We start from the raw sequence: 19,716 nt of genomic DNA, 5'->3' as shown, positions 1-19,716 counted from the left end.
GTCCCGGCAGACTATCCCGCGTAATCACTCCAACGGATTCACAGGAACAGCCATGCAAGACGTTCACCCCCTCATCCTCTGCGGAGGCATCGGCACCCGACTTTGGCCTCTCTCGCGCACCGAACACCCCAAGCAGTTCCAGCGCATCGACGGCAACTCGGAAACGACCTTCTTCCACGCGACCGTCGAGCGCCACCGCGCGCCGGGCTTTGCCAACCCGATCGTCGCCGTCAGCAGCGCCCATGTCGCGACCGTTCTGCAGCAGCTGAACGACATCAAATGCCCGGCCCGCGTTCTGGCCGAGCCGATCTCCCGCAACACGGGCCCTGCAGTCCTGGCCACGGCACTCACCCTGGCAAAGACGGACCCGGCGTCCCTGATCTGCGTGATCCCCTCGGATCACATCGTCAAGGGTGACCTGCCGGCCAATGTACTCGCCGCTCGCAAGGCTGCCGAGCAGGGCCATATCGTGCTCTTCGGCGTCCCCCCGGAATATCCCGAGACAGGCTACGGCTACATTGTCGATGGCGGCGCGCTTGAAGATCTCACCTGCGCCCGCAAGGTGTCGAGCTTCATCGAAAAGCCGCCTGTCGAGGTCGCGACGGCCCTCATCGACGCCGGGGGCGCCTATTGGGCATCGGGTCTCAGCCTCTTCCGCGCCGACGTCCTGATTGAAGAGTTCAAGCGCCTCGATCCGAAGACCTTCGATGCGGTGAAGAACGCGCTCGACCACGGCTTCGAAACCGAGCACGCCTTTTATCTCAATGCCGAAGCCCTGCAGCCGGCCGCCAATCTGCCGACCGAATCCATCGTTTTCGAACATTCTCCGCGCACGGTCATTGCCCCGCTTCTCGTTGCCTGGAGCGATGTCGGCGCCTGGAACGCCCTGCATCACATCGCCGAGAAGGATGACGACGGCAATGTTCTGAGCGGCGACGTCATCAGCATCGACACCCGCAATTCCTATGTCCGCGCGTCGAGCAAGCTGGTCGCCGTCGTCGGCATGGATGACGTCGTGGTCGTCGACACCGATGACGCTTTGCTGATTACGACCCGAGATCAGGCCCAGCAGGTCAAGCAGATCGTCAAGAAGCTTGAAAGCATCAAGCGCCGCGAGCTCGCGCAGCACATGCGCAACCAGATGGCCTGGGGCGAAGTGCGCCGCGTTCAGTCCGGCCCCGGCTACGAACTCCGCATGATGACCCTCAGGCCCGGTACCATGCTGCCCATGATCGAAGACGCCGCATCTCACCGCATGGTGACGGTGACGTCAGGTTCCGGCCTGCTGAAGACCGGTGCGGTGACGCGACCGCTGCGCATCGGCGACAATTTCGAAGTCCAGGCCGGGGAAGCAGCCGCCATCTATTGCGGCCCGGAGACCGAGATGCAACTGGTCGAAGTGGTCTGCGACGTCACCGTCACGGCGGCCGAAGCCGTGGCCAGCCTCCAGCTCGTGCACAGCTGAGGGATGGCGATGCGCAAGGGCCTCTCACTCCTCCTGGCCGTCTTTCTGACGTCTACGGCTCCCGGCGTTCATGCCGAGAGTCTAGGCCATGAAGACATGGCCAGATTGACCCGAACCGTCTCTAAGATCGGGGAACGTCTGCGCTCGCCCGAGGCCCGCAAAGACGATGCCCGGGCCCTGCTGACGGGCCGTTTTGCGGCAGTCGGCCGTCAGGCGGATCAGGCGCCCGTTGTTCTCGACCGTCTCGAAACGCAAGGACAGCTCGGCACCGTGCCGGTCGACTTCATGCTGGCACAGCTGCGTCTGCAGACCGCACAGCAGTTCGACACGGATGTCGAGAAGGCTTTGGCCGATCGCGCAGCCCCCGCACTCTTCATTCGCGGCGGCACCATGACGCTGGATCAACTGGCGGCGGAAGCCACCAAGTCCTATCCGGACGCCCTGCAACGCGACGGCGAAACGGTGCTTGCCCGATGGCCGATCGTCATCTGGTCTGATGCGGCGCTCGTGGTTGGATCAGGGCAAAGACTGGAGCTCTCGACCACAGACGGAGCATTCCTCCTGAACTCCGGCCTGCTGACCCTGGACCGGGGCACACTTTCCGCCTCGGAGGGCACCAATCCAGGCATCAAGAACTTCCGCCCCTTCGTCGCCACCGCGATGACCGGCGCGATGCAGGCGAGGGAAGCCCGCTTCGATCGTCTGGGTTACGGCGGAACAGGCTCGACGAGCGGAATTTCCGTTCTCGGAGCCGCCCTTTTCCCAGCCAAGATCAGCTCATTCATCGTCGACAGCACCTTCGACAATGTCGGGGGCATCAGCCTCCAGAACACGCATCGCATCCGGCTTTCCGGCAACCGCATCTCCGGCGGGGCGGGTCCAGCGATTGCGCTGAAGGGTGTCACCGGTGCTGATATCATGAACAATGTCATTACCGGCACGACGGATGCTCAGGCGATTGACGTCCAGAACACGAGCACTTCGGTTGCAGTGACCGGTAACATCCTGCTCGGTAATCGCGGCAGCGGGATCTTCGTCGCAAACGACGCCCGCGACGTCACCATCACGGGCAATTTGCTCTCCGGCAATGGTCGCGGCGGCGTCTCCGTCGTGCGCAGCGCCTGCATGACGATTGCCGACAACATCATCCTCTCGAATGGCCAGGTCGGCATCAAGGTCCGAGCGAGTGATGCGCTCACACTGTCGCACAACGATCTCATCGCCAATGCCGGCGCCGGCATCTCGATCATCGATCAGGACGCCCATGCCCGCGTCGCGATCGACGGCAATGCCTTCTCCGCCAACAAATCAGGGATTCATGGCGGATCCGCCAGCGAAGTTGCGCTCAAGGCGAACGACTTTGCCGGCCAGTCGCCCATTCTCCTGGACGGCGAATTCGCCCCTTACGTGCCCCAACTGCTGAAGACGGCAGCCTCCGCCGGTCCGCAGGCCGAGGCACTCACCATCCACGCCAACACGCAATCTGCCGCGCCGGCTGATTGCAAGACCGGGAGCTGACCATGGTTTTTTCCTCCGAGACGTTCCTGTTTCTCTTCCTGCCACTCTTCCTGGCCGCCTACTACCTCACGCCGGACCGGCTGAAGTCATGGACGATCCTGATCGGCTCCTACATCTTCTATTGCTGGTGGCGTCCGGACTTCCTCATCCTCTTCGTCGGCGTCACGGCCTGGGCCTATGGATGCGGACTGCTGATCGAGCGCTGGGAAGGTCAGGCGCGGGCGAAGATCCCGCTCATCCTGGGTGTCGTCGGCTGCCTGTCGGTGCTCGGCGTGTTCAAGTATCTGAATTTCTTCATCGACAGCTTTGCCGCCCTGCTCGGCACGACACCGGATGAACTCGGGGTTCACTGGCGCCTGATCCTGCCGATCGGCATTTCCTTCTACATCTTCCAGGCCGTCGGTTACGTCATCGACGTGTACCGCAAGGACACGCCGGCGACCCGCAACTTTGTCGACTTCGCCGCCTTCATCGCGCTCTTCCCGCAGTTGATCGCAGGCCCAATCCTGCGCTTCAAGGATCTGGCCGACCAGTTCCACGAGCGCACCCACAGTCTGGCACTCTTCTCGACCGGCCTTGGCATATTCACCATTGGTCTTGCCAAGAAGGTGCTGCTCGCGGACTCCATCGCCCCGGTCGCCGATGCCGCCTTCGCCTCCGGTCACGTCACCTTCGTTGAGGGCTGGCTGGGAGCCGCCGCCTATACGCTGCAGCTCTATTTCGACTTCTCCGGCTATTCCGACATGGCCATCGGTCTCGGCCTGATGATGGGCTTCAAGTTCATCCGCAACTTCGACACGCCCTATGTCAGCGCCTCGATTACCGAATTCTGGCAGCGTTGGCACATCAGCCTGTCGACCTGGCTGCGCGACTATCTCTACATCCCGCTCGGCGGCAACCGGAAAGGCCCGCTGCGCACCTACCTCAACCTCTTTCTGGTCATGCTGCTCGGCGGTCTCTGGCATGGCGCTGCCTGGACATTCGTCCTCTGGGGCGCCTGGCACGGGAGCTGGCTGGCGATCGAGCGCTACACGGGTTATGCCCGCGCCGGCTTCAGCAAGGCCTTGACCGTTCCTGCCACCCTGCTTCTCGTCGTCATCGGCTGGGTCATGTTCCGCGCGACCAGCGTCGCCGAAGCCTTCTCCGTCTATGCCGGCATGCTCGGACTGAACGGAACGGCGCCGAGTCTGGAATTCCTGGCAAGCGTGAACCAGGAGCATCTCGTCTTCATCCTGCTCGCCATCGTCGCCGTCGTGATGGAGCCGCGCTTCAAGCATCTGACCGATCCGGACCGCGTGCCGCTCGCCGGTCAGCCGCAGGTCGGACCGGATGGCGCCATCGTCGCTGCCCCGTCCATCGCCTACCCGCTAGCCATGACCGCGCTGCTGGCCGTGACCATCGCACGTCTCGCCGAACAGTCCGCCTCCCCCTTCCTCTACTTCCAGTTCTGACAGGAGCAAGACAATGCCCAGTCTGCGCCAGTGCACAGCCCTCTTCCTCCTGCCGAGCGCCTTCTTCGGCTATGCGCTCTACGCAAACTCGACCCTCCTGATGAATGCGGCATCGCCGGCCGCCCAGGCCTCGGAGCGAAAGGATCTCTCCCTCTCCTACGTCATCGACGGTGAGGCGACACGCGATCTCGATAGCCTCTACAAGAACGAACTGCCGCATCGGGCGGCCTCCGTTGGCCTCTTCGGCAACGCGCGCTACGCGCTGCTCGGCGCCGGCCGCAAGGGCGTGATCGTCGGCCAGGATGGATGGTTCTTCACGGCCGAAGAATTCAAGACCGTGTCGACGAAGGATATCGATGACGCCGCCGATCGCGTCGCGTCCATCAAGCGTGACCTCGAGACCCGGGGCATCGGTCTGGTGCTAGCACCCTTGCCGGCAAAGTCGGACCTTTATGCCGAAGAAGTCCCGTCATTCGTGAGGAGCTCGGCCATGGCCGATGCCTACAGCGCCTTCTCGGCCGCTCTTGAGCAACGAGGGATCGCCGTCGCCGACACGCGCGCCGCCATGTTGACGGCAAAACCCTTCGGCGAGGTGTTCCTGAAGTCCGACACCCATTGGTCGCCGGCCGGAGCCAAAGCCGCAGCCGAAGCCATCCAGTCGAGCCTGCAGAAGAACGGTGTCACTTTGCCCTCGCAGGAGCTGACGGCCCAGTGGCAGACCCCGGTTTCGCTATGGGGAGACCTCACCAAGTTCGTGACTTCGCCGGATTACGCCCCGACCGTCGGATTGTCGGAGGAAAGCGTCCCGATCTACCGCACGGCGGTCAATACGGACGCCAGTGGCGGTGACATCTTCGGTGACGACGCTTCGGTGCCGGTCATGCTGGTCGGCACGAGCTACAGCGCCAACGAGAACTGGTCCTTTGCCGATTTCCTGCGCCAATCGCTGCGCGCCGATGTCGTCAATGTCGCCAAGGAGGGCCTCGGCCCCGGCGTGCCGATGATGGATCTTCTGGCAGGATCGGCGCTCGACGAAACCGCTCCGACGGTTGTCGTTTGGGAGTTCCCGGTGCGCTATCTCGGCACGAAGACCCTCTGGAAGCGCGAAGGCGATGCAAAGGCGGAGGGCGGCAATGTCTGATCGCCTGATCCACCTCCTCTGCGCCACGGCCCTTGCCGTGCCTCTGATGGGCCTGTCGCCCGCACATGCGGTCAAACCCTTCTTCCCGCGCAACCCGCCGGAAACCGTGGAGCCCGCCAAGCCGGTTAAGCGCAAGACCATGGGACCGGCCTCGCATCTGCCAATTGCCCTGCAGGAGGCGCGCAAGCGATTGCTGGCCGGGAAGCGGGTCTCCTACGGCGAGCTTCAGGCGCTTGCCGATGCGAAGGACGGGATCGGCGCCTTCAAGCTGGCCGAACGCATCCAGACACAAGGCGACCCGAAGCTGGCAACCGATGCGCTGCATTACTTCGCAATCGCCGCCTATGAGGATCGCGGCTACGCCGTGCGTCACATGATGGCGATCCTCAATAACGGCAGCCTTGAGCTCAGACCGTCGCATCTTGAAAGTGCGGAAGCTGCCCTCCGGCGCCAGGCGCGGAAGGGAAACGAGCAGGCTGTCGAGGGTCTCATCCGCCTCTACAGCGAAGGCCGCCTGTTCGGCGACAAGCGCGACGAGCTGGAAGCGCTGCTTGCTTCGGGTGCTGGCAAGAAGAACGGTGACACCGCTTTCAAGCTCGCCGTCCTGCTGCTGTCGGATCGAGACCGGACGCCGGAAGAAACCGAACGCGCGACGCGCTTTCTCGCAATCGCAGAAGAGAACGGCAGCATCGGCATGAAGGCCGCGGCCGGGAACCTTCTCGCCCAGCTTCAGACCAAGCCCACAGAAACAACCGCGGAGGTTCAGCAATGACCCCAGTTCGCAAGTCACATATTCTGGCCAGCTCAGCCCTTGCCACGATCATCATGCTGGCCGTCGGCAATCCGGCTTCTGCCGAAACGACAGGCGGTGGCGACGCGGCCCCGTCCTCCGCTTATGGCTGCAAGAGCCTCGAAGAGATCGCCGAACTGCAGATGATCGAGGGCAAGGATGGCATGTTCTTCCGCATTCTGGCGGATCTGCGCCTGCAACACGCCTTCACCGATCAGACCGTCGATCATCTGGCGGCCATGGCCAAGGCGCTGGAGAAGAATGGCACCACGCTGATCTACGTGCCGCTTCCGACCAAGTCCCAGGTGCTTCCGGAGCTCGTTCCGGCCCGCGCATCTCTTTACGGTTTCGAAGCCGGTATCGCGACGGAGATCTACGACGACGTCGTTCGCCGCTTGAACGAGAAGGGTGTGGCTGCCGTCGATATCGCCACGCCGATGCGCGAAAACAACCGCAACGGTTTCGGCGAGTATTCGTTCTTCCAGGCAGACTTCCACTGGACGGCTCACGGGGCAGACATCGCCGCACGCGCAATCGGCGACAGGATCAAGGGCCTGCCGGCCTATGGTGATGTCACCCCCGTTCGCTTCGACATGAAGGAAGTGCCGCCGCCGGAGGAATTCTCCAGCATGCGCGAACTGCTGCAAAAGCACTGCATCTCGCATGTTCCGACGGTGACCGCACACACTTACGAGGCCGTCCGTGCCGAGGACGCGTCGGCCGAAGCCGGCTCCATGGATATCTTCGGCAGCGGCGACGAGGCAACGGTTGCGCTGATCGGCACCAGTTACTCGGACAAGCCGATCAGCAATTTCTCCGGCTACCTCGAGCACTGGACCGGCATCCCGGTCGAAAACTACTCGATTTCGGGCGGTAACCAGTTCGGCTCGATCCTGTCCTACATTACGTCCCGCGAATTCCAGGAGCGCCGCCCCCGCTTCCTGATCTGGGAAAACCCGATCTACAACAATCTCGGCCAGTATGGCGGCGCCCCCTGGGCAGAGATTGTTGCAGCATCGCTTGGTGAATGCAGCGCTCCCGTTCCCGCGAAGGGCAAGAGCGAAAACGCCATCGAAGCCGATTTCTCGGCGACCAAGCTCAGCCACGATGACGTGATCCTTGCCGATATCGGCAGCGATGTCAGCCGCAAGGCAACCTTCACCCTGACCGGCGCGGACGGCACCGTGCGCACGCGCTCCATCGAGCGCGGCGACCGCCTGCGCTCCACCGGTCGCTACTTCTTCTCGCTCGGTGGCTTCCCGGACGGATCCTTTGACAAGGTCGAAGTCACCTTCGACGCGCCGGTCAGCGAAACCACCACCCTTTCCATCTGCAAGACCAAAACTGGAGAACAGTCATGATGACCAAGACCCCGATCCGCTTTGCTGCCGCCTCGCTTGCAGCCGGCCTCGCCTTTTCGACGGCGGCCTTTGCCGACGATGGCGGGCTCTACGAAAAGCCACTCGATCCGAACTCCGCCTTCGTGCGCGTCATTGCCCCGGGCGCGACGACGGCAACGGTCCAGAACAGTGCCTTCAACCAGCTCGATGATGGCGTTTCGCCCTATGTCGCGGTTGCGCCGGGTCAGATCCCGGTCTCGTCCAGCCTCGGCGAAGGCAGCGTCGATGCGACAGCAGGCAAGTTCTACTCCGTGATCGTCACCAAGGACGGTGCGACGACGATGGTCGACGACATGACGAAAAACCCGTCCAAGGCGACGCTTTCGCTCTATAACCTGACGGAAAAAGCCGCGATCGACCTCTTCGTGCCCCAGGCCGGCGCCGAAGCCGTGTCGGACGTCGACAGCGGAGGCTCCAAATCCGTGGCGCTGCGCGCGCCACTCGCCGTCGATCTCGTCGTCCGTGACGGCGACAAGGATCTCGCCAAGCTCGACAAGATCGAATTCAAGCGCCTCGCCGGCGTGACAATCGTCGTGACCGGCGAAGGCGACAAGGTCGACGCCGTCGCCGTTCCCAGCACCATTGCCCGATAATTGAAGACAGGTTCCGGAGGTTTATCATGACGATTGCAAGAATGGCGAAATCGCTGCTGATGGCAGGCGTGATGACGATGGCCGCCGGAACCCCGGGCCGTACGGCCGCCATCGACGTCCGGTTCGCGCCACCGGATGTCGAACTGCCGAAATCAGCTGTCTGCACCCCGCGGGTGCGTGACGAGGACATGATCGCCGAATGGACCACCTGGGATCAGAAGGCGCTGCCGAAGCGCGCGACCTTCGCGATCACCCGCGACATGAACCGGATGCGGGATCTCGACGCCCGTCGCTTCGAGCCGATCATTACCCGCATCCAGGAACTGATGCCGACCGTCAAAAAGAACTACGGCGAAACGGACGCGTTGTTCGACCGCGTCAAGCTGATGCTGGCGAAAGGCGAAAGCGACAAGGTCCGCGAAGAGGCCTTGGTGCAGAAACTGATCGATATCGGGGGCCATCCGGCAGGCTCGCTTAACACGCTTGCCGACTACCTCATCGAAGGCAGGGGCATCGCCCAGGACAAGGAAGCCGGATTCAAGCTGAAGGTCCAGGCCGCCTATGGCGGCAATGCCGACGCCATCCTGGATCTCGCGCGTCTCACCGAAGACGGACAAGCCGTCGAGGGCTGGGAGATCGAGCCGGAACTGGCCGTGAACATGGCATTCGGGTCGCTGGTCGGCGTGCTGGACGAGGGGATCTGCGACCGCATCAGCCGTGTGGCCCGCGAGTATGACGATGGCGAGGTCGTGGTGAAGGACCCCGCACTCAGCATGGCCTGGTACCGTTTCGCTGCCGATCTTGGCGATACGGCTGCCGCATGGGAAGTCGCGGAACTGAACCTCCTCAGCGAGAAGGTGGTCAAGGACAACGATGTCCTCCTGAAATACCTGAAGAAGGCCGCCGATGGCGGCAACATGGCTGCCATCCTGGAGATGGGCCGTCTTTATGCCGAAGGCGCTTTGGTCCCGCGAGACAAAGAGAAGGCCTTCGCCTATTTCAAGCAGGCGGAAGCTGCCGGCAACCAGGCCGGTGTGATCAAGCAAGCCCAGCTTCTGGAGCAGACCAAGGACGCCTCACCGGAAGATGCGGCCGCCTATGAAGACCTCCTGCGCCGGCTGATCGCCCGCAAGGATCCGCCACCATGGGCATTTACCCGTCTCGCCCGTGTGATCCAGACGCGCGACGGCATCTGGAAATCGGCACCTGAAGTGAAGCCGCTCTTGGAAGAAGCCGTGAAGCGCGGCGATATCGAAGGCGGGATCGATCTGGCCGAACTCCTGATGCGGGAAGACCTTTCTCCTGAAACCATCGCCCGCTCGACCGACCTTCTCTCGGGCGCGATCCACATCAATGGCGAAATCAACGCCATCGCCAAGCTCCAGCGGGTCTATCTCTGCATGGATCCTGCCGGTCCCGACGTCGCCGCATCCGACTACTGGGCGAATATCGAGGCCGGAGCCGGCAACAAGACGCTGGACCTTGCGCCTGAGCAGATCGACAAGCTGCCCGAGCTGAAAGATCCCATGGTGATCGCAGCGATCCAGACCCAGGCGCTATACGGTCGAGCGAGCGCCTTGGCCCTCTACCAGCGCTATCTGAAGGGGGCAGGTTACTCCGACCAGGTCCTTCGCTTCTGGGCAGAACGCGCAGAAGTGCGTCGCGGCGCAACCGTCGAGGCGGCACTGCTCGAGTTCAAGCAGAACCTCGAAAAAGGTCGTATCAACGATGCAAAACGCAGCATCCAGATGACCGGCGAAGGCATGACCGTGGACGCAGGCTTGAGCTTTGCCCGCTTCCTCGTCAACAACTACGCGACGGATGCGGAGAGCGTGGCGCTTGCCAAGGAAATCCTGCATCCGCTGGCCGAGACCGGTTCGGGACGTGCCGTTCGCCTGCTCCAGGAACTGGAGGGCCCGGACATGGATCCGCTCTCCTCCCCGCTCACCCGTTTCGGCGATGTCATGCGGGATCGCGGCGACATGTCGGCTCAATTGCTGCTGGCTGAAAACGCGGCATCCGCCGAAGAGCGCACCCGCCTCTATCATCAGGCGATCAGCACGCAGCGCTGCGACTACGATGACACGATGGCGCTGGCTGAATTTGCCATCCGGCATGAGCGTGAGGACGTGCAGCGCTGGCTGTCGATTGCCGAGCATATTGCCGGCGAGGACGCATGGAGGCAGGTCAAGATCGCCGATGTCTTCATGGCACTCAACGGCCCAGACATGCAGAAGCACGCACTCGACCTCTATCAGTCGGCGCGCGAAGGCGGTGAACCCGCGGCCTATTATCGCCTCGTGAAGCATTATGCCGACAACACCCGCGAGAGCTATGACCCGCAGAAGGCAAGCGCGATCTTTGTCGAACTCGTCGGGCGCTCGGAGTTGCAGGAAGTGCCTGAAAAACTCCTCATGCTGGCCAACATGAAGCCGGAAATCCAGCGTCAGGTTTCCCAGAGCATCAATGTGCAGGCGCTCTATCAGAAGGCGGCCGAGGCCGGCCAGCCGGTCGCCATGCGCGAGGTCGCAAAGCTTCTGCGCGACGATGCCAAGGACACGCAGTCGATCTTGGCTGCTTTCGGCTGGCTGAAGAAGGCGGCCGAAGCCGGCGATGCGGAGGCCATGTTCCTCCTGTCGCAATCCTACGCCTACGGGTTGGGCACACGCCCTGCCCTCGATGCCGCACAAGCCTGGATGGCAAAGGCCGCTGAGGCCGGATATCCCGCCGCCACCCAGGTCCTCAAACTCAACAACGCAGGAACGGAGGGTTGATCATTGGCCAATCGCACCAGATGGACACTGAAGCGCCACGTCGCAGCCTCGCTGCTTACTCTCACCGCCGCATTGACCTCGACGTCATTCGCCAAAGCAGCCGATGAAACCTGCTTCAAGACCCCCACGCCGGTGATCAGCCTTGGGTTCGGCAGCCGATACGAGGCGGATTCGAAAACGAGGTCCGACATCGACGAAGAATCGGATGCGGCCGTCACCAAAGCCCTGAAGCCGATCGACCAGTTCATCCAGAACCTCGCCAAGATCGTCTCGAAGGCGGAGAGCGAAAAGGATGTCGCCACCCGCCGCGCCTACCAGCGTTGCGTTGTCGACTCGATCTATGCCTGGGCGAAAGCCGATGCGCTGAGTGACATGCGTACCTTCAACGCAAAGCTCTCCGTACCCTCGCGCATCGGCGGGCTGGCCATCCTTTACGCCGAAAGCCGCGATCAGGTGCCGGGACTTCATGATCGCGAACGCGTCATCGAAAAATGGCTGCAAAAGAGGGCACAGGAGATCGTCTACTTCTTCGAGAACGAAGCGACCAAGGGTGCCTCCCGCAATAACCTGCGCGCCTGGGCGAGCCTGGCTGTCGGGGAAGTGGGCGTGCTGAACCGCGACCGCGGATTGGTCGAATGGTCCATCCTCAGCAATGATAACATGATCACCAACGCAGACAGTGACGGGAGCCTGCCGCTCGAGATGAACCGGCAGAGATATGCCCTGCATTACCAGTTGCACGCCATGGCACCGCTCGTCACCTCCGTCGCGCGCAACTGCGAGGCAGGCTACGGTAAGGGCGGCGCAGATCTGGACAAGCTGAAGAAAATGGCCCGCTTCTCGATCACAGCCGTCAAGGATCCCAAGATCGTCCAGAAGATCAACGGCAAGAGCCAGACAGTCAAACCGGGGCTGAAGAACAATCTCTCGGCGATTGCCTGGCTCGAACCCTATGTGTCCGTGACCAATGACCTGGAGATGGAAAAGGAATTCGCGTCGTTCCGGCCGATGTCGAACACGAAGCTCGGCGGCAATTTGACCAAGCTCTACGACGATCGCCGGATCAGCTGTACGATTTCAGTACAGAACTGAGACGGGTTACTCTGAAGAAAGCCGGATGCGGTGACCGATCAGCGGCTGCTCGAAACGGGCAGTCACTGGCGGGCTCGCTTCCGCAGAGTGATCCATGTTCCAATCCTGGACCTCGAGCTGGACGAGCGACTTCACGGCCTCGACCGAGAGCGCGCGACCATGGGTCCCGGCCAGCGCTTCGCTGAGACGGCTCAGAAGGTCTTCTGTCAGGTTATGCGGGGACTGCGTCACCTCGGTGCTCCTCTGACGACATCCTGCTACAAACATGGGAATTGCGGAAGCCGTTCGCCACCAAAGCTGGGCTCAAACACTTAAAAAAGTCGCAATTCTCCGTGAGCGGCGCCTGCTGGCACAACTCTTTCGCGAGCCATGGAAAACAAAGTGTGACGAGGAGTCGCCAGAGGCGGGAGGGAAGTCGTCTTCCCCCGCAGTCCGCTCTGGTCAGGCAGCCATGCCCCAGGAAGACGGGTCGTCCTCGCCGAACATCCGCTCGAGGCTGAGGAAGCAGATCATGCTCTTCTCATGAGCGATGATGCCGTCCGAGAAGGCCGCACTTGGACCGGTCGCCGCAGGCAGCGGCTGCAGCGTGCTGCCCGCCACCGTGAGGATATCGGACACGCCATCGACCAGAAGGCCCACGGTCATGCCATTCACTTCCGTCACCACCACGGCGCTGCGCTCGGTGGCCTGGGCCGCGGGCATGCCAAGCTTGACGGCGAGATCGACGATCGGAATGACCGTGCCACGCAGGTTCATCACGCCGAGAACCTCATAAGGAGAATGAGGAATGGGCGTCACAGGTGCCCAGCCGCGGATTTCGCGGATGGATGTCGTCTTGACGCAGAATTCCTGATGATGAAGCCGAAAGGCGATGATTTCGAGGGCATCAGCGGCATTCGACGTCGTGTTCATCTGCATTTCCTCCTGCTGCGTGCCCGCGCTGGCACGCACCTTGTGTCAATGATCGCGGCCGCCTTGGACCCCGTGCAGATCCTGATTCTGCAATCTGTGATCAAGTTAGCGCACCAGTAATTAAAGAATATCTAAATCATTTTGGAGAATGCCCTCTGCCGTGCACAATCTCGGGGCTCAGGCGGCCTGCATTCTGAAATGTGCCATCTGGCCCGCCGCCCAGCACGAGAACTCGGTGACCAGGGTCGGATCCATGTCCTGGATGGCGCCGGCATGGAGGGAGACGAGACCTCGTTTGGTCGCAATGGCCAGCACATTGCCGACATGTTGGCGGGACACCTGAAACCGGTGCGCCAGCGCATCATAGGTCAGCGGAAGCGCCCAGTCCTCGCCCGCCTGCCGGGCGAGATAGGCGCCCATCAGCGCGCAAAGCATGGAATATCCGCTGTCGCGGTTCGTGAACTCGACGATCGTCTCGAAGGGGGCGAACAGGATGTCGCTGGACTGGAACGCCTCGGTCGATCGTGCAATGAGGCTGCTGATCCGCGACGGGTCGGCATTCAGCGCTTCGAACAGTCCGTGGTCCTCCAGCATTCCGGACATTTCCAGGAAAGCCATCGGCGAGCGCGCGATTTCCGTGACCAGAGGCATTGTGGGACGCAGCCGGATTTCTCGTCTGTCCTGCGCGTTGCGATGCGCCTCCACGTAGCCGCCAGCTCTCAGACCTGCGATCAGGTCGCTGACTTGGCGGGAGCTTCCCGGAACCACGGTCTGAAGCAGGGTCATGGTCGGCGCCGGACCCTTGCCGGCGTCGAAACGGGCAGCCAGACCGATCAGCATGTAACAGGTAATGTAGCGCATCTTCTGAGCGAAGATCTTGCTGACGGGCCAGCGGAAGGCACTGGGCTCGACGATCCGGCGGCAATAGGTGAGCACCGCATTGTCGAATGCGGGATGCGCAAGATAGCGGCTGGCCAGACACCAGACCGGCTCGCCCAGGAATTGCTCAATTCCTGGGTGAACTGATCGCTGCACCCGGTCGTGTTCGGCACGCAATTGATCCATCAGCGATGCTCCAGACGAGAGAGGCCATAGAAGGTCATATCGTCTGCCGCGTCGATTGGTAAATCTAGTAGCCGCCCCTAATGAAGGAAGCGCTGGTCCGAGGCGGGTTCGGCCGTCACTCGGTCAAGAGGTTCTTTTCGCCAGATCATAGACCGCCGCGCAGCGCTGTCCGGAAGCGCAGTAGGCGAGGATCGGACCCGTCTGTTTGCTCAACAGATGTTTCAGCTGCGTCGCCTGATCGAGCGGCATGGAGCCCGGAACCACCGGCAGGTAATGCGCGTCGAGGCCCGCACTCTGCGCGGCATCGGCGACCTCGGTGAAGCTCGGCTGCAGGAAACCCTCGTTGTCAGGCCGCATGCATATGACAGTCTTGAAACCGAGCCGAGCGATCTCATCCACCTGGGATGGCTTGATCTGACCCGTGACGTGGAAGTTGGGATCGATGCTGCGAATGCTCATGTAGCCTCCTGACACAGCGCACGCGGGCAAGCGCCGCCATAACATATATATTTTGTCATATATGTTGGTCACCGCCTGCCATGTCAACTCTTGCCAACCTGCTTTTCTACGATATATTCGTATCTATGAAGATTGATCCTGAACAGATGAAAGCTGGCGCCGACATGGCCAGCGAACTGCTGAAATCGCTCTCGAACCGATACCGGTTGCTGATCCTGTGTCGGCTTGCCGATGGCGAGCATTCCGTGGGGCAATTGGCGGAGTTTCTCGGCATTCGAGACAGCACTGTGTCCCAGCATCTCGCTCTCCTCCGGCGTGAGAAGATCATTGCCGGACGCCGCGATGGTCAGACCATCTGGTACCGCATCGAAAGCGAACCGGCGCGTGCCGTGATCGGCACGCTCTACAATAGTTTCTGCAAGACCTCCGACTGCGCCGCCTAAGACCTCTCACGTGACCTAGGTCGGAGCGTGCCTTGACATCCCCTTATCTAATATATACGTATTATCGTAGGTATGTATCTTAAGGAGAATGTCATGTCGATCGATCGCGCCGTCCTTGCCTTTGCCGGCCTTATGATCCTGCTCTCGCTGCTGCTCACTTATTTCGTGCACCCCGGCTTTGTCTGGTTCACCGCCTTCATCGGCGTGAACATGCTGCAGTCGGCATTCACCGGCTTCTGTCCGGCAGCGATGATTTTCCGCAAGCTGGGCCTGCGCCCGGGCACCGCATTCTGAGGAAATAGATCATGCACAAAGCCGCCTTCACGATCCTCGTTGCCGCCGCGACCGCGCTGGGGCTGACAGCAACGCGAGCCGCCGAACTCAAGCTCGAAGCCGTGGACATCCCGGAAATGAAGGCGGTCTATGGCCAGATCCAGCCGCGAAACAGTGTGCTCGCAAGAGCCCGGCTCGGCGGCACATTGGTTCGTCTCGATGTCACCGAAGGCGATATCGTGAAGGCGGGCGACGTGATCGCCGAGGTCAAGGACGACAAGATCGACTTCCAGATCAAGGCGGTCGATGCGCAGCTTCAGGGCCTCAACGCCTCCTTGCGGGATGCCGAGGTCGAGCTCGACCGCGCCGATCGGCTCGTTCGCAGCGGTGCCGCGAGCACCCAACGCCTCGACCAGTTGAAGACGCAGCGCGACGTGATCACCAACCAGGTTCGCCAGGCCGAGGCCCAGCGCTCCGTTCTCGTCCAGCAGGCCTCCGAAGGCGCCGTCATCGCGCCCTCGGATGGACGCGTCATCTCCGTTCCCGTTACCCGCGACGCTGTGGTGATGGCGGGCGAGACCGTGGCGACCATTGCCGGCGGCGGCTTCTTCCTGCGGCTCGCGATCCCCGAGCGTCATGCACAGGATCTCTCACAGGGCGCTCCCATCAAGATCGAGACCGGCGGCGAAACGCTCGAGGGTGAACTCGTGAAGATCTATCCGCAGATCGAAGGTGGGCGGGTGACTGCCGATGTCGAGGTCGATGGCCTCGATACCGATTTTGTCGCCGCGCGGGTTCAGGTCGAACTGCCCGTCGGCAAGCGTCGGGCCCTCATGGTGCCGGCAACGGCACTGACCAACCGCTCCGGCGTCAACTTCGTCAGTGTGCGGGAAAATGACCAAGTCGTCGAACGCGCCGTCGTCGCAGGCGAGGCCCTTGAACTCGGCGGCGAGACACAGGTCGAAATCCTCTCCGGCCTCGCAGCCGGTGATGTCGTGGTGACGAAATGACGAACCCCAATCACAAGACCCCTGCGGCTGGCGAGCCAGACGACGATACCCCGATGACCAATCTGGGCATTGCCGGCAACCTCACGCGCGCCTTCATCAAGTCGCCGCTGACACCGCTTTTCCTGATTGCCGCGTTCGCCTTCGGGCTCGTGGCGCTGCTCACCCTGCCGCGCGAAGAAGAGCCGCAGATCTCCGTGCCCATGGTCGACATCATCGTCCAGGCCCCGGGCCTGCGCGCCGACGACGCTCAAAAGCTGATCACCGAGCCGCTCGAAACAATCGTCAAGAGCATCAACGGCGTCGAGCACATCTACTCCCAGTCCATGGACAACATGGTCATGGTGACGGCACGCTTTCTGGTCGGCACCTCCTCGGACGCCGCCGTGCTGCGCGTCCATGACAAGGTGCGCGCCAATATCGACCGCATCCCCGTCGGCATTGCCGAACCCCAGGTGGTCGGGCGCGGCATCGATGATGTTGCAATCGTTACCCTCACCTTCTCCCCCACGACCGACGCAGGCGGCCATGTCAGCGCCAACGACCTGACGCGCATCGTGCGCGAGGTGCGCAACGAGGTTGCCAAGGTCGAAGATGTCGGCCTCACCTATGTGGTCGGCGAGACCAACGAGATCATCCGCATCTCGCCGCAGCCGGAAAAGCTCGCCCTTTACGGCATCACGCTGCAGCAGCTCGCCGGCAAGGTCGGCGGCGCAAATACGGCCATGCCCGCCTCTCAGGTCCGCGAAGGCGGTCGCCAGATTGACGTGCTTGCCGGCGAAACGCTTTCCACTCCGGCCGAGATCGGCAATCTGCTGCTGACCGCCCGCGACGGTCGGCCCGTCTATGTCCGCGATGTCGCGACGATCGATTTTGCGACCGACACGACGGAAGCGCTCGTCTCGACGCTACGCAAGCAGGATGAGACCGTCGAGCGGGTGCCTTCCGTCACGCTCGCCATCGCCAAGCGCGCCGGCTCGAATGCTGTCGTGGTTGCCGAGGCGATCCTTGAGCGCGTCGAAGCGCTGGAAGGCCGATTGATCCCGGACGACATCCATGTCGAGGTGACCCGCGACTACGGCGAGACCGCGAACGAGAAGGCCAACGAGCTCCTCTACCACCTCGGCCTGGCAACCGTCTCGATCATCGCGCTTGTCTGGCTGTCGATCGGTCGCCGCGAAGCCCTGGTGGTCGCCATCGTCATCCCCGTGACGATCCTGCTGACGCTGTTTGCCTCGCGTCTGATGGGCTACACGCTGAACCGCGTCTCGCTCTTCGCGCTCATCTTCTCGATCGGCATCCTTGTCGACGACGCCATCGTCGTCATCGAGAATATCGCCCGTCACTGGGGCATGGGGGACAGGCGCTCGCGGCGGCGCAGCGTCATCGAAGCGGTCGCCGAGGTCGGCAATCCGACGATCGTTGCGACCCTGACCGTGGTGGCCGCCCTCCTGCCGATGCTCTTCGTCTCCGGCATGATGGGCCCCTATATGAGCCCCATCCCGGCCAACGCCTCCGCCGCGATGATCTTCTCCTTCTTCGTCGCGGTCATGGTCACCCCCTGGCTGATGCTGAAGGTCGCCGGCAACGCACCCGTCCATGCCCATGCCGATCATGAGACCGGCGGCATGCTCGGCCGGATCTATGCGGCAACCGCCCGCCCCATCCTCGCCACCAAAACCCGCAGTTGGATCTTCCTGATCCTCATCGGTCTGCTGACGCTCGGATCGCTGAGCCTCTTCTACACCAAGCATGTCACGGTGAAGCTCCTGCCTTTCGACAACAAGTCGGAACTGCAGGTGACAATCGACTTACCCGAAGGCTCCTCCGTCGAGATGACCGATGCGGTCGCCCAGGCCGTAGGACGAACAGTGCTGGAGATGCCGGAAGTGGTTTCCGTCCAAACCCATGCAGGCACCGCAGCACCCTTCAACTTCAACGGTCTGGTCCGCCACGCCTATATGCGCGCAGCATCCTATCAGGGAGATGTGGCAATCAACCTGACGCCCAAGAGCGATCGTGACCGCACGAGCCACGATATCGCCCTCGATATCCGTCAGCAGATCGCCGATATCGCGATGCCCGAGGGGACCAGTCTCAAGGTCGTCGAGCCCCCGCCGGGCCCGCCAGTCATGGCAACCCTGCTGGCTGAAATCTACGGCCCGACGCCGGAAATCCGCCGCGCAGTCGCTGCCAAGGTCGAAGCCGCCTTCCGCTCGGTGCCCTTCATCGTCGATGTCGACAATTCCTATGGGGTCGAGGCCCCGCGCAAGCGGCTGGTGATCTCCACCGACGACGCGGAATTCTTCCGGGTCGAGGAAGGGGATGTCTTCGACACGATCGCCATTCTCTCCAACGGCAAGACCATCGGTTATTCCCATCGTGGCGAGGGTCGCCCGCCGATCCCGATCCGACTGGAGCGCGCCAAGGGCGAAAAGGTGATCGATGAGCGCTTCCTCTCGACCCCCATGCCGGCCAATGTCCTGCCCGGCGACAAGGGTGTCGTCGAACTCGGCGACGTCGTGCGGGTCCTCGACGAACAGACGACGCTGCCGATCTACCGGCATAACGGCATCAGCACCGAAATGGTCACGGCCGAACTTGCCGGTGATTTCGAGGCTCCGCTCTACGGCATGCTGGCCGTTCAGGAGGCGATCAATGCGCAGGACTGGACAGGCCTGCCCAAGCCGGTGATCTCGCTGCATGGCCAGCCGACCAACGAAGATCAGGCCACCCTGCTCTGGGATGGCGAGTGGGAAGTCACCTGGGTCACCTTCCGCGACATGGGTGCAGCCTTCATGATCGCGCTTCTGGGCATCTACATCCTGGTCGTCGCCCAGTTCGGCTCGTTCAAGGTGCCGCTGGTGATCCTGACGCCCGTGCCGCTGACCTTCATCGGCATCCTCGGCGGTCACTGGCTCTTCGGCGCGCCCTTCTCGGCGACCTCGATGATTGGCTTCATCGCGCTCGCCGGAATCATTGTGCGGAATTCGATCCTGCTGGTGGATTTCATCCGTCATGCGGACCACGAGGGCAAGACACTGACCGACGTCCTGATCGAGGCCGGATCGATCCGCTTCAAGCCGATCCTCCTGACGGCGCTTGCGGCCATCATCGGGGCAGCCGTGATCCTGACCGACCCCATTTTTCAAGGGCTGGCGATCTCGCTGCTCTTTGGCCTGATCTCCTCGACTCTGCTGACGGTCCTCGTGATACCGGCGATCTACCGCGTCCTCAGAACCTGATCGCCTGACGCTACCGAACACGATGGCCGCACCACGCGTGCGGCCATTTTCGTTTGCGGCAATATTCTGAAAACACCCTCTTCAAAGG

17 protein-coding genes are annotated in these 19,716 nt (G+C 62.2%); 13 read left to right on the top strand and 4 right to left on the bottom strand.

The window, feature by feature from the left end; all coding sequences use genetic code 11:
* Positions 1 to 52 precede the first annotated feature (52 nt).
* From FAA86_RS00630 to FAA86_RS00590, 9 genes are all read left to right on the top strand, one after another.
* Positions 53 to 1,465, top strand: a complete 1,413-nt coding sequence (locus FAA86_RS00630) for a mannose-1-phosphate guanylyltransferase (RefSeq protein ID WP_113458918.1) — start codon at positions 53 to 55, stop codon at positions 1,463 to 1,465.
* 96 nt (positions 1,466 to 1,561) lie between these two features.
* Positions 1,562 to 2,983 (top strand): right-handed parallel beta-helix repeat-containing protein, encoded by a 1,422-nt coding sequence (locus FAA86_RS00625; protein WP_246034967.1) that lies wholly within the window; start codon positions 1,562 to 1,564, stop codon positions 2,981 to 2,983.
* A 2-nt stretch (positions 2,984 to 2,985) separates the two neighbouring features.
* Positions 2,986 to 4,434, top strand: coding sequence for an MBOAT family O-acyltransferase (locus tag FAA86_RS00620; RefSeq protein ID WP_136537907.1), 1,449 nt, complete (start codon positions 2,986 to 2,988; stop codon positions 4,432 to 4,434).
* Positions 4,435 to 4,447: 13 nt separating this feature from the next.
* Positions 4,448 to 5,575, top strand: a complete 1,128-nt coding sequence (locus FAA86_RS00615; protein WP_136537906.1) for an alginate O-acetyltransferase AlgX-related protein — start codon at positions 4,448 to 4,450, stop codon at positions 5,573 to 5,575.
* A complete protein-coding gene (locus FAA86_RS00610; RefSeq protein WP_136537905.1) occupies positions 5,568 to 6,347 on the top strand; it encodes a hypothetical protein in 780 nt (259 codons plus the stop codon). Before FAA86_RS00615 ends, FAA86_RS00610 begins: the two co-directional genes overlap by 8 nt.
* Entirely contained in the window at positions 6,344 to 7,726 is a 1,383-nt protein-coding gene (locus FAA86_RS00605) for an alginate O-acetyltransferase AlgX-related protein (RefSeq protein ID WP_136537904.1), read from the top strand. The genes FAA86_RS00610 and FAA86_RS00605 overlap by 4 nt, the downstream gene beginning before the upstream one ends.
* A complete protein-coding gene (locus tag FAA86_RS00600) occupies positions 7,723 to 8,358 on the top strand; it encodes an alginate O-acetyltransferase AlgF (RefSeq protein ID WP_136537903.1) in 636 nt (211 codons plus the stop codon). Before FAA86_RS00605 ends, FAA86_RS00600 begins: the two co-directional genes overlap by 4 nt.
* A 26-nt stretch (positions 8,359 to 8,384) precedes the next feature.
* A complete protein-coding gene (locus FAA86_RS00595) occupies positions 8,385 to 11,132 on the top strand; it encodes a tetratricopeptide repeat protein (protein ID WP_246034966.1) in 2,748 nt (915 codons plus the stop codon).
* 3 nt (positions 11,133 to 11,135) lie between these two features.
* Complete coding sequence (locus tag FAA86_RS00590) at positions 11,136 to 12,224, top strand: alginate lyase family protein (RefSeq protein ID WP_136537902.1); 1,089 nt, start codon at positions 11,136 to 11,138, stop codon at positions 12,222 to 12,224.
* 6 nt (positions 12,225 to 12,230) lie between these two features.
* Here FAA86_RS00590 and FAA86_RS00585 read toward each other — a convergent pair whose 3' ends face one another.
* From FAA86_RS00585 to FAA86_RS00570, 4 genes are all read right to left on the bottom strand, one after another.
* On the bottom strand, positions 12,231 to 12,455 hold the full coding sequence (locus FAA86_RS00585; protein ID WP_136537901.1) for a hypothetical protein: 225 nt from the start codon (positions 12,453 to 12,455) through the stop codon (positions 12,231 to 12,233).
* A gap of 210 nt (positions 12,456 to 12,665) precedes the next feature.
* Complete coding sequence (locus tag FAA86_RS00580) at positions 12,666 to 13,136, bottom strand: chemotaxis protein CheW (protein WP_113458937.1); 471 nt, start codon at positions 13,134 to 13,136, stop codon at positions 12,666 to 12,668.
* 177 nt (positions 13,137 to 13,313) lie between these two features.
* The gene (locus FAA86_RS00575; RefSeq protein WP_136537900.1) at positions 13,314 to 14,201 is read right to left on the bottom strand and encodes a MarR family transcriptional regulator; all 888 of its coding nucleotides are present in this window, start codon (positions 14,199 to 14,201) and stop codon (positions 13,314 to 13,316) included.
* Positions 14,202 to 14,324: 123 nt separating this feature from the next.
* Positions 14,325 to 14,660 (bottom strand): protein tyrosine phosphatase family protein, encoded by a 336-nt coding sequence (locus FAA86_RS00570; protein ID WP_113458908.1) that lies wholly within the window; start codon positions 14,658 to 14,660, stop codon positions 14,325 to 14,327.
* A 125-nt stretch (positions 14,661 to 14,785) separates the two neighbouring features.
* Between FAA86_RS00570 and FAA86_RS00565 the strand changes: the two genes are divergently transcribed.
* The 4 genes from FAA86_RS00565 (at position 14,786) to FAA86_RS00550 (ending at position 19,628) form a co-directional block, all read left to right on the top strand.
* Positions 14,786 to 15,103 (top strand): ArsR/SmtB family transcription factor, encoded by a 318-nt coding sequence (locus FAA86_RS00565; RefSeq protein WP_113458907.1) that lies wholly within the window; start codon positions 14,786 to 14,788, stop codon positions 15,101 to 15,103.
* Positions 15,104 to 15,196: 93 nt separating this feature from the next.
* Complete coding sequence (locus FAA86_RS00560; RefSeq protein WP_136537899.1) at positions 15,197 to 15,397, top strand: YgaP family membrane protein; 201 nt, start codon at positions 15,197 to 15,199, stop codon at positions 15,395 to 15,397.
* 11 nt (positions 15,398 to 15,408) lie between these two features.
* Positions 15,409 to 16,386 (top strand): efflux RND transporter periplasmic adaptor subunit, encoded by a 978-nt coding sequence (locus tag FAA86_RS00555; RefSeq protein ID WP_136537898.1) that lies wholly within the window; start codon positions 15,409 to 15,411, stop codon positions 16,384 to 16,386.
* Positions 16,387 to 16,439: 53 nt separating this feature from the next.
* Complete coding sequence (locus tag FAA86_RS00550; protein ID WP_136538314.1) at positions 16,440 to 19,628, top strand: efflux RND transporter permease subunit; 3,189 nt, start codon at positions 16,440 to 16,442, stop codon at positions 19,626 to 19,628.
* Positions 19,629 to 19,716: the final 88 nt, after the last annotated feature.

The organism is Rhizobium rosettiformans W3, from assembly GCF_004912135.1.
GTDB lineage: Bacteria > Pseudomonadota > Alphaproteobacteria > Rhizobiales > Rhizobiaceae > Allorhizobium > Allorhizobium rosettiformans.
The sequence above is the reverse complement of the archived record's forward strand: the minus strand, read 5'-3'. Positions and strand labels throughout refer to the sequence as shown.

Coding starts and splice junctions, on each gene's coding strand:
- FAA86_RS00630 (WP_113458918.1), top strand. CDS start 53: ATGCAAGACGTTCACCCCCTCATCCTCTGCGGAGGCATCGGCACCCGA.
- FAA86_RS00625 (WP_246034967.1), top strand. CDS start 1,562: ATGGCCAGATTGACCCGAACCGTCTCTAAGATCGGGGAACGTCTGCGC.
- FAA86_RS00620 (WP_136537907.1), top strand. CDS start 2,986: ATGGTTTTTTCCTCCGAGACGTTCCTGTTTCTCTTCCTGCCACTCTTC.
- FAA86_RS00615 (WP_136537906.1), top strand. CDS start 4,448: ATGCCCAGTCTGCGCCAGTGCACAGCCCTCTTCCTCCTGCCGAGCGCC.
- FAA86_RS00610 (WP_136537905.1), top strand. CDS start 5,568: ATGTCTGATCGCCTGATCCACCTCCTCTGCGCCACGGCCCTTGCCGTG.
- FAA86_RS00605 (WP_136537904.1), top strand. CDS start 6,344: ATGACCCCAGTTCGCAAGTCACATATTCTGGCCAGCTCAGCCCTTGCC.
- FAA86_RS00600 (WP_136537903.1), top strand. CDS start 7,723: ATGATGACCAAGACCCCGATCCGCTTTGCTGCCGCCTCGCTTGCAGCC.
- FAA86_RS00595 (WP_246034966.1), top strand. CDS start 8,385: ATGACGATTGCAAGAATGGCGAAATCGCTGCTGATGGCAGGCGTGATG.
- FAA86_RS00580 (WP_113458937.1), bottom strand. CDS start 13,136: ATGAACACGACGTCGAATGCCGCTGATGCCCTCGAAATCATCGCCTTT.
- FAA86_RS00575 (WP_136537900.1), bottom strand. CDS start 14,201: ATGGATCAATTGCGTGCCGAACACGACCGGGTGCAGCGATCAGTTCAC.
- FAA86_RS00570 (WP_113458908.1), bottom strand. CDS start 14,660: ATGAGCATTCGCAGCATCGATCCCAACTTCCACGTCACGGGTCAGATC.
- FAA86_RS00565 (WP_113458907.1), top strand. CDS start 14,786: ATGAAGATTGATCCTGAACAGATGAAAGCTGGCGCCGACATGGCCAGC.
- FAA86_RS00560 (WP_136537899.1), top strand. CDS start 15,197: ATGTCGATCGATCGCGCCGTCCTTGCCTTTGCCGGCCTTATGATCCTG.
- FAA86_RS00555 (WP_136537898.1), top strand. CDS start 15,409: ATGCACAAAGCCGCCTTCACGATCCTCGTTGCCGCCGCGACCGCGCTG.
- FAA86_RS00550 (WP_136538314.1), top strand. CDS start 16,440: ATGACCAATCTGGGCATTGCCGGCAACCTCACGCGCGCCTTCATCAAG.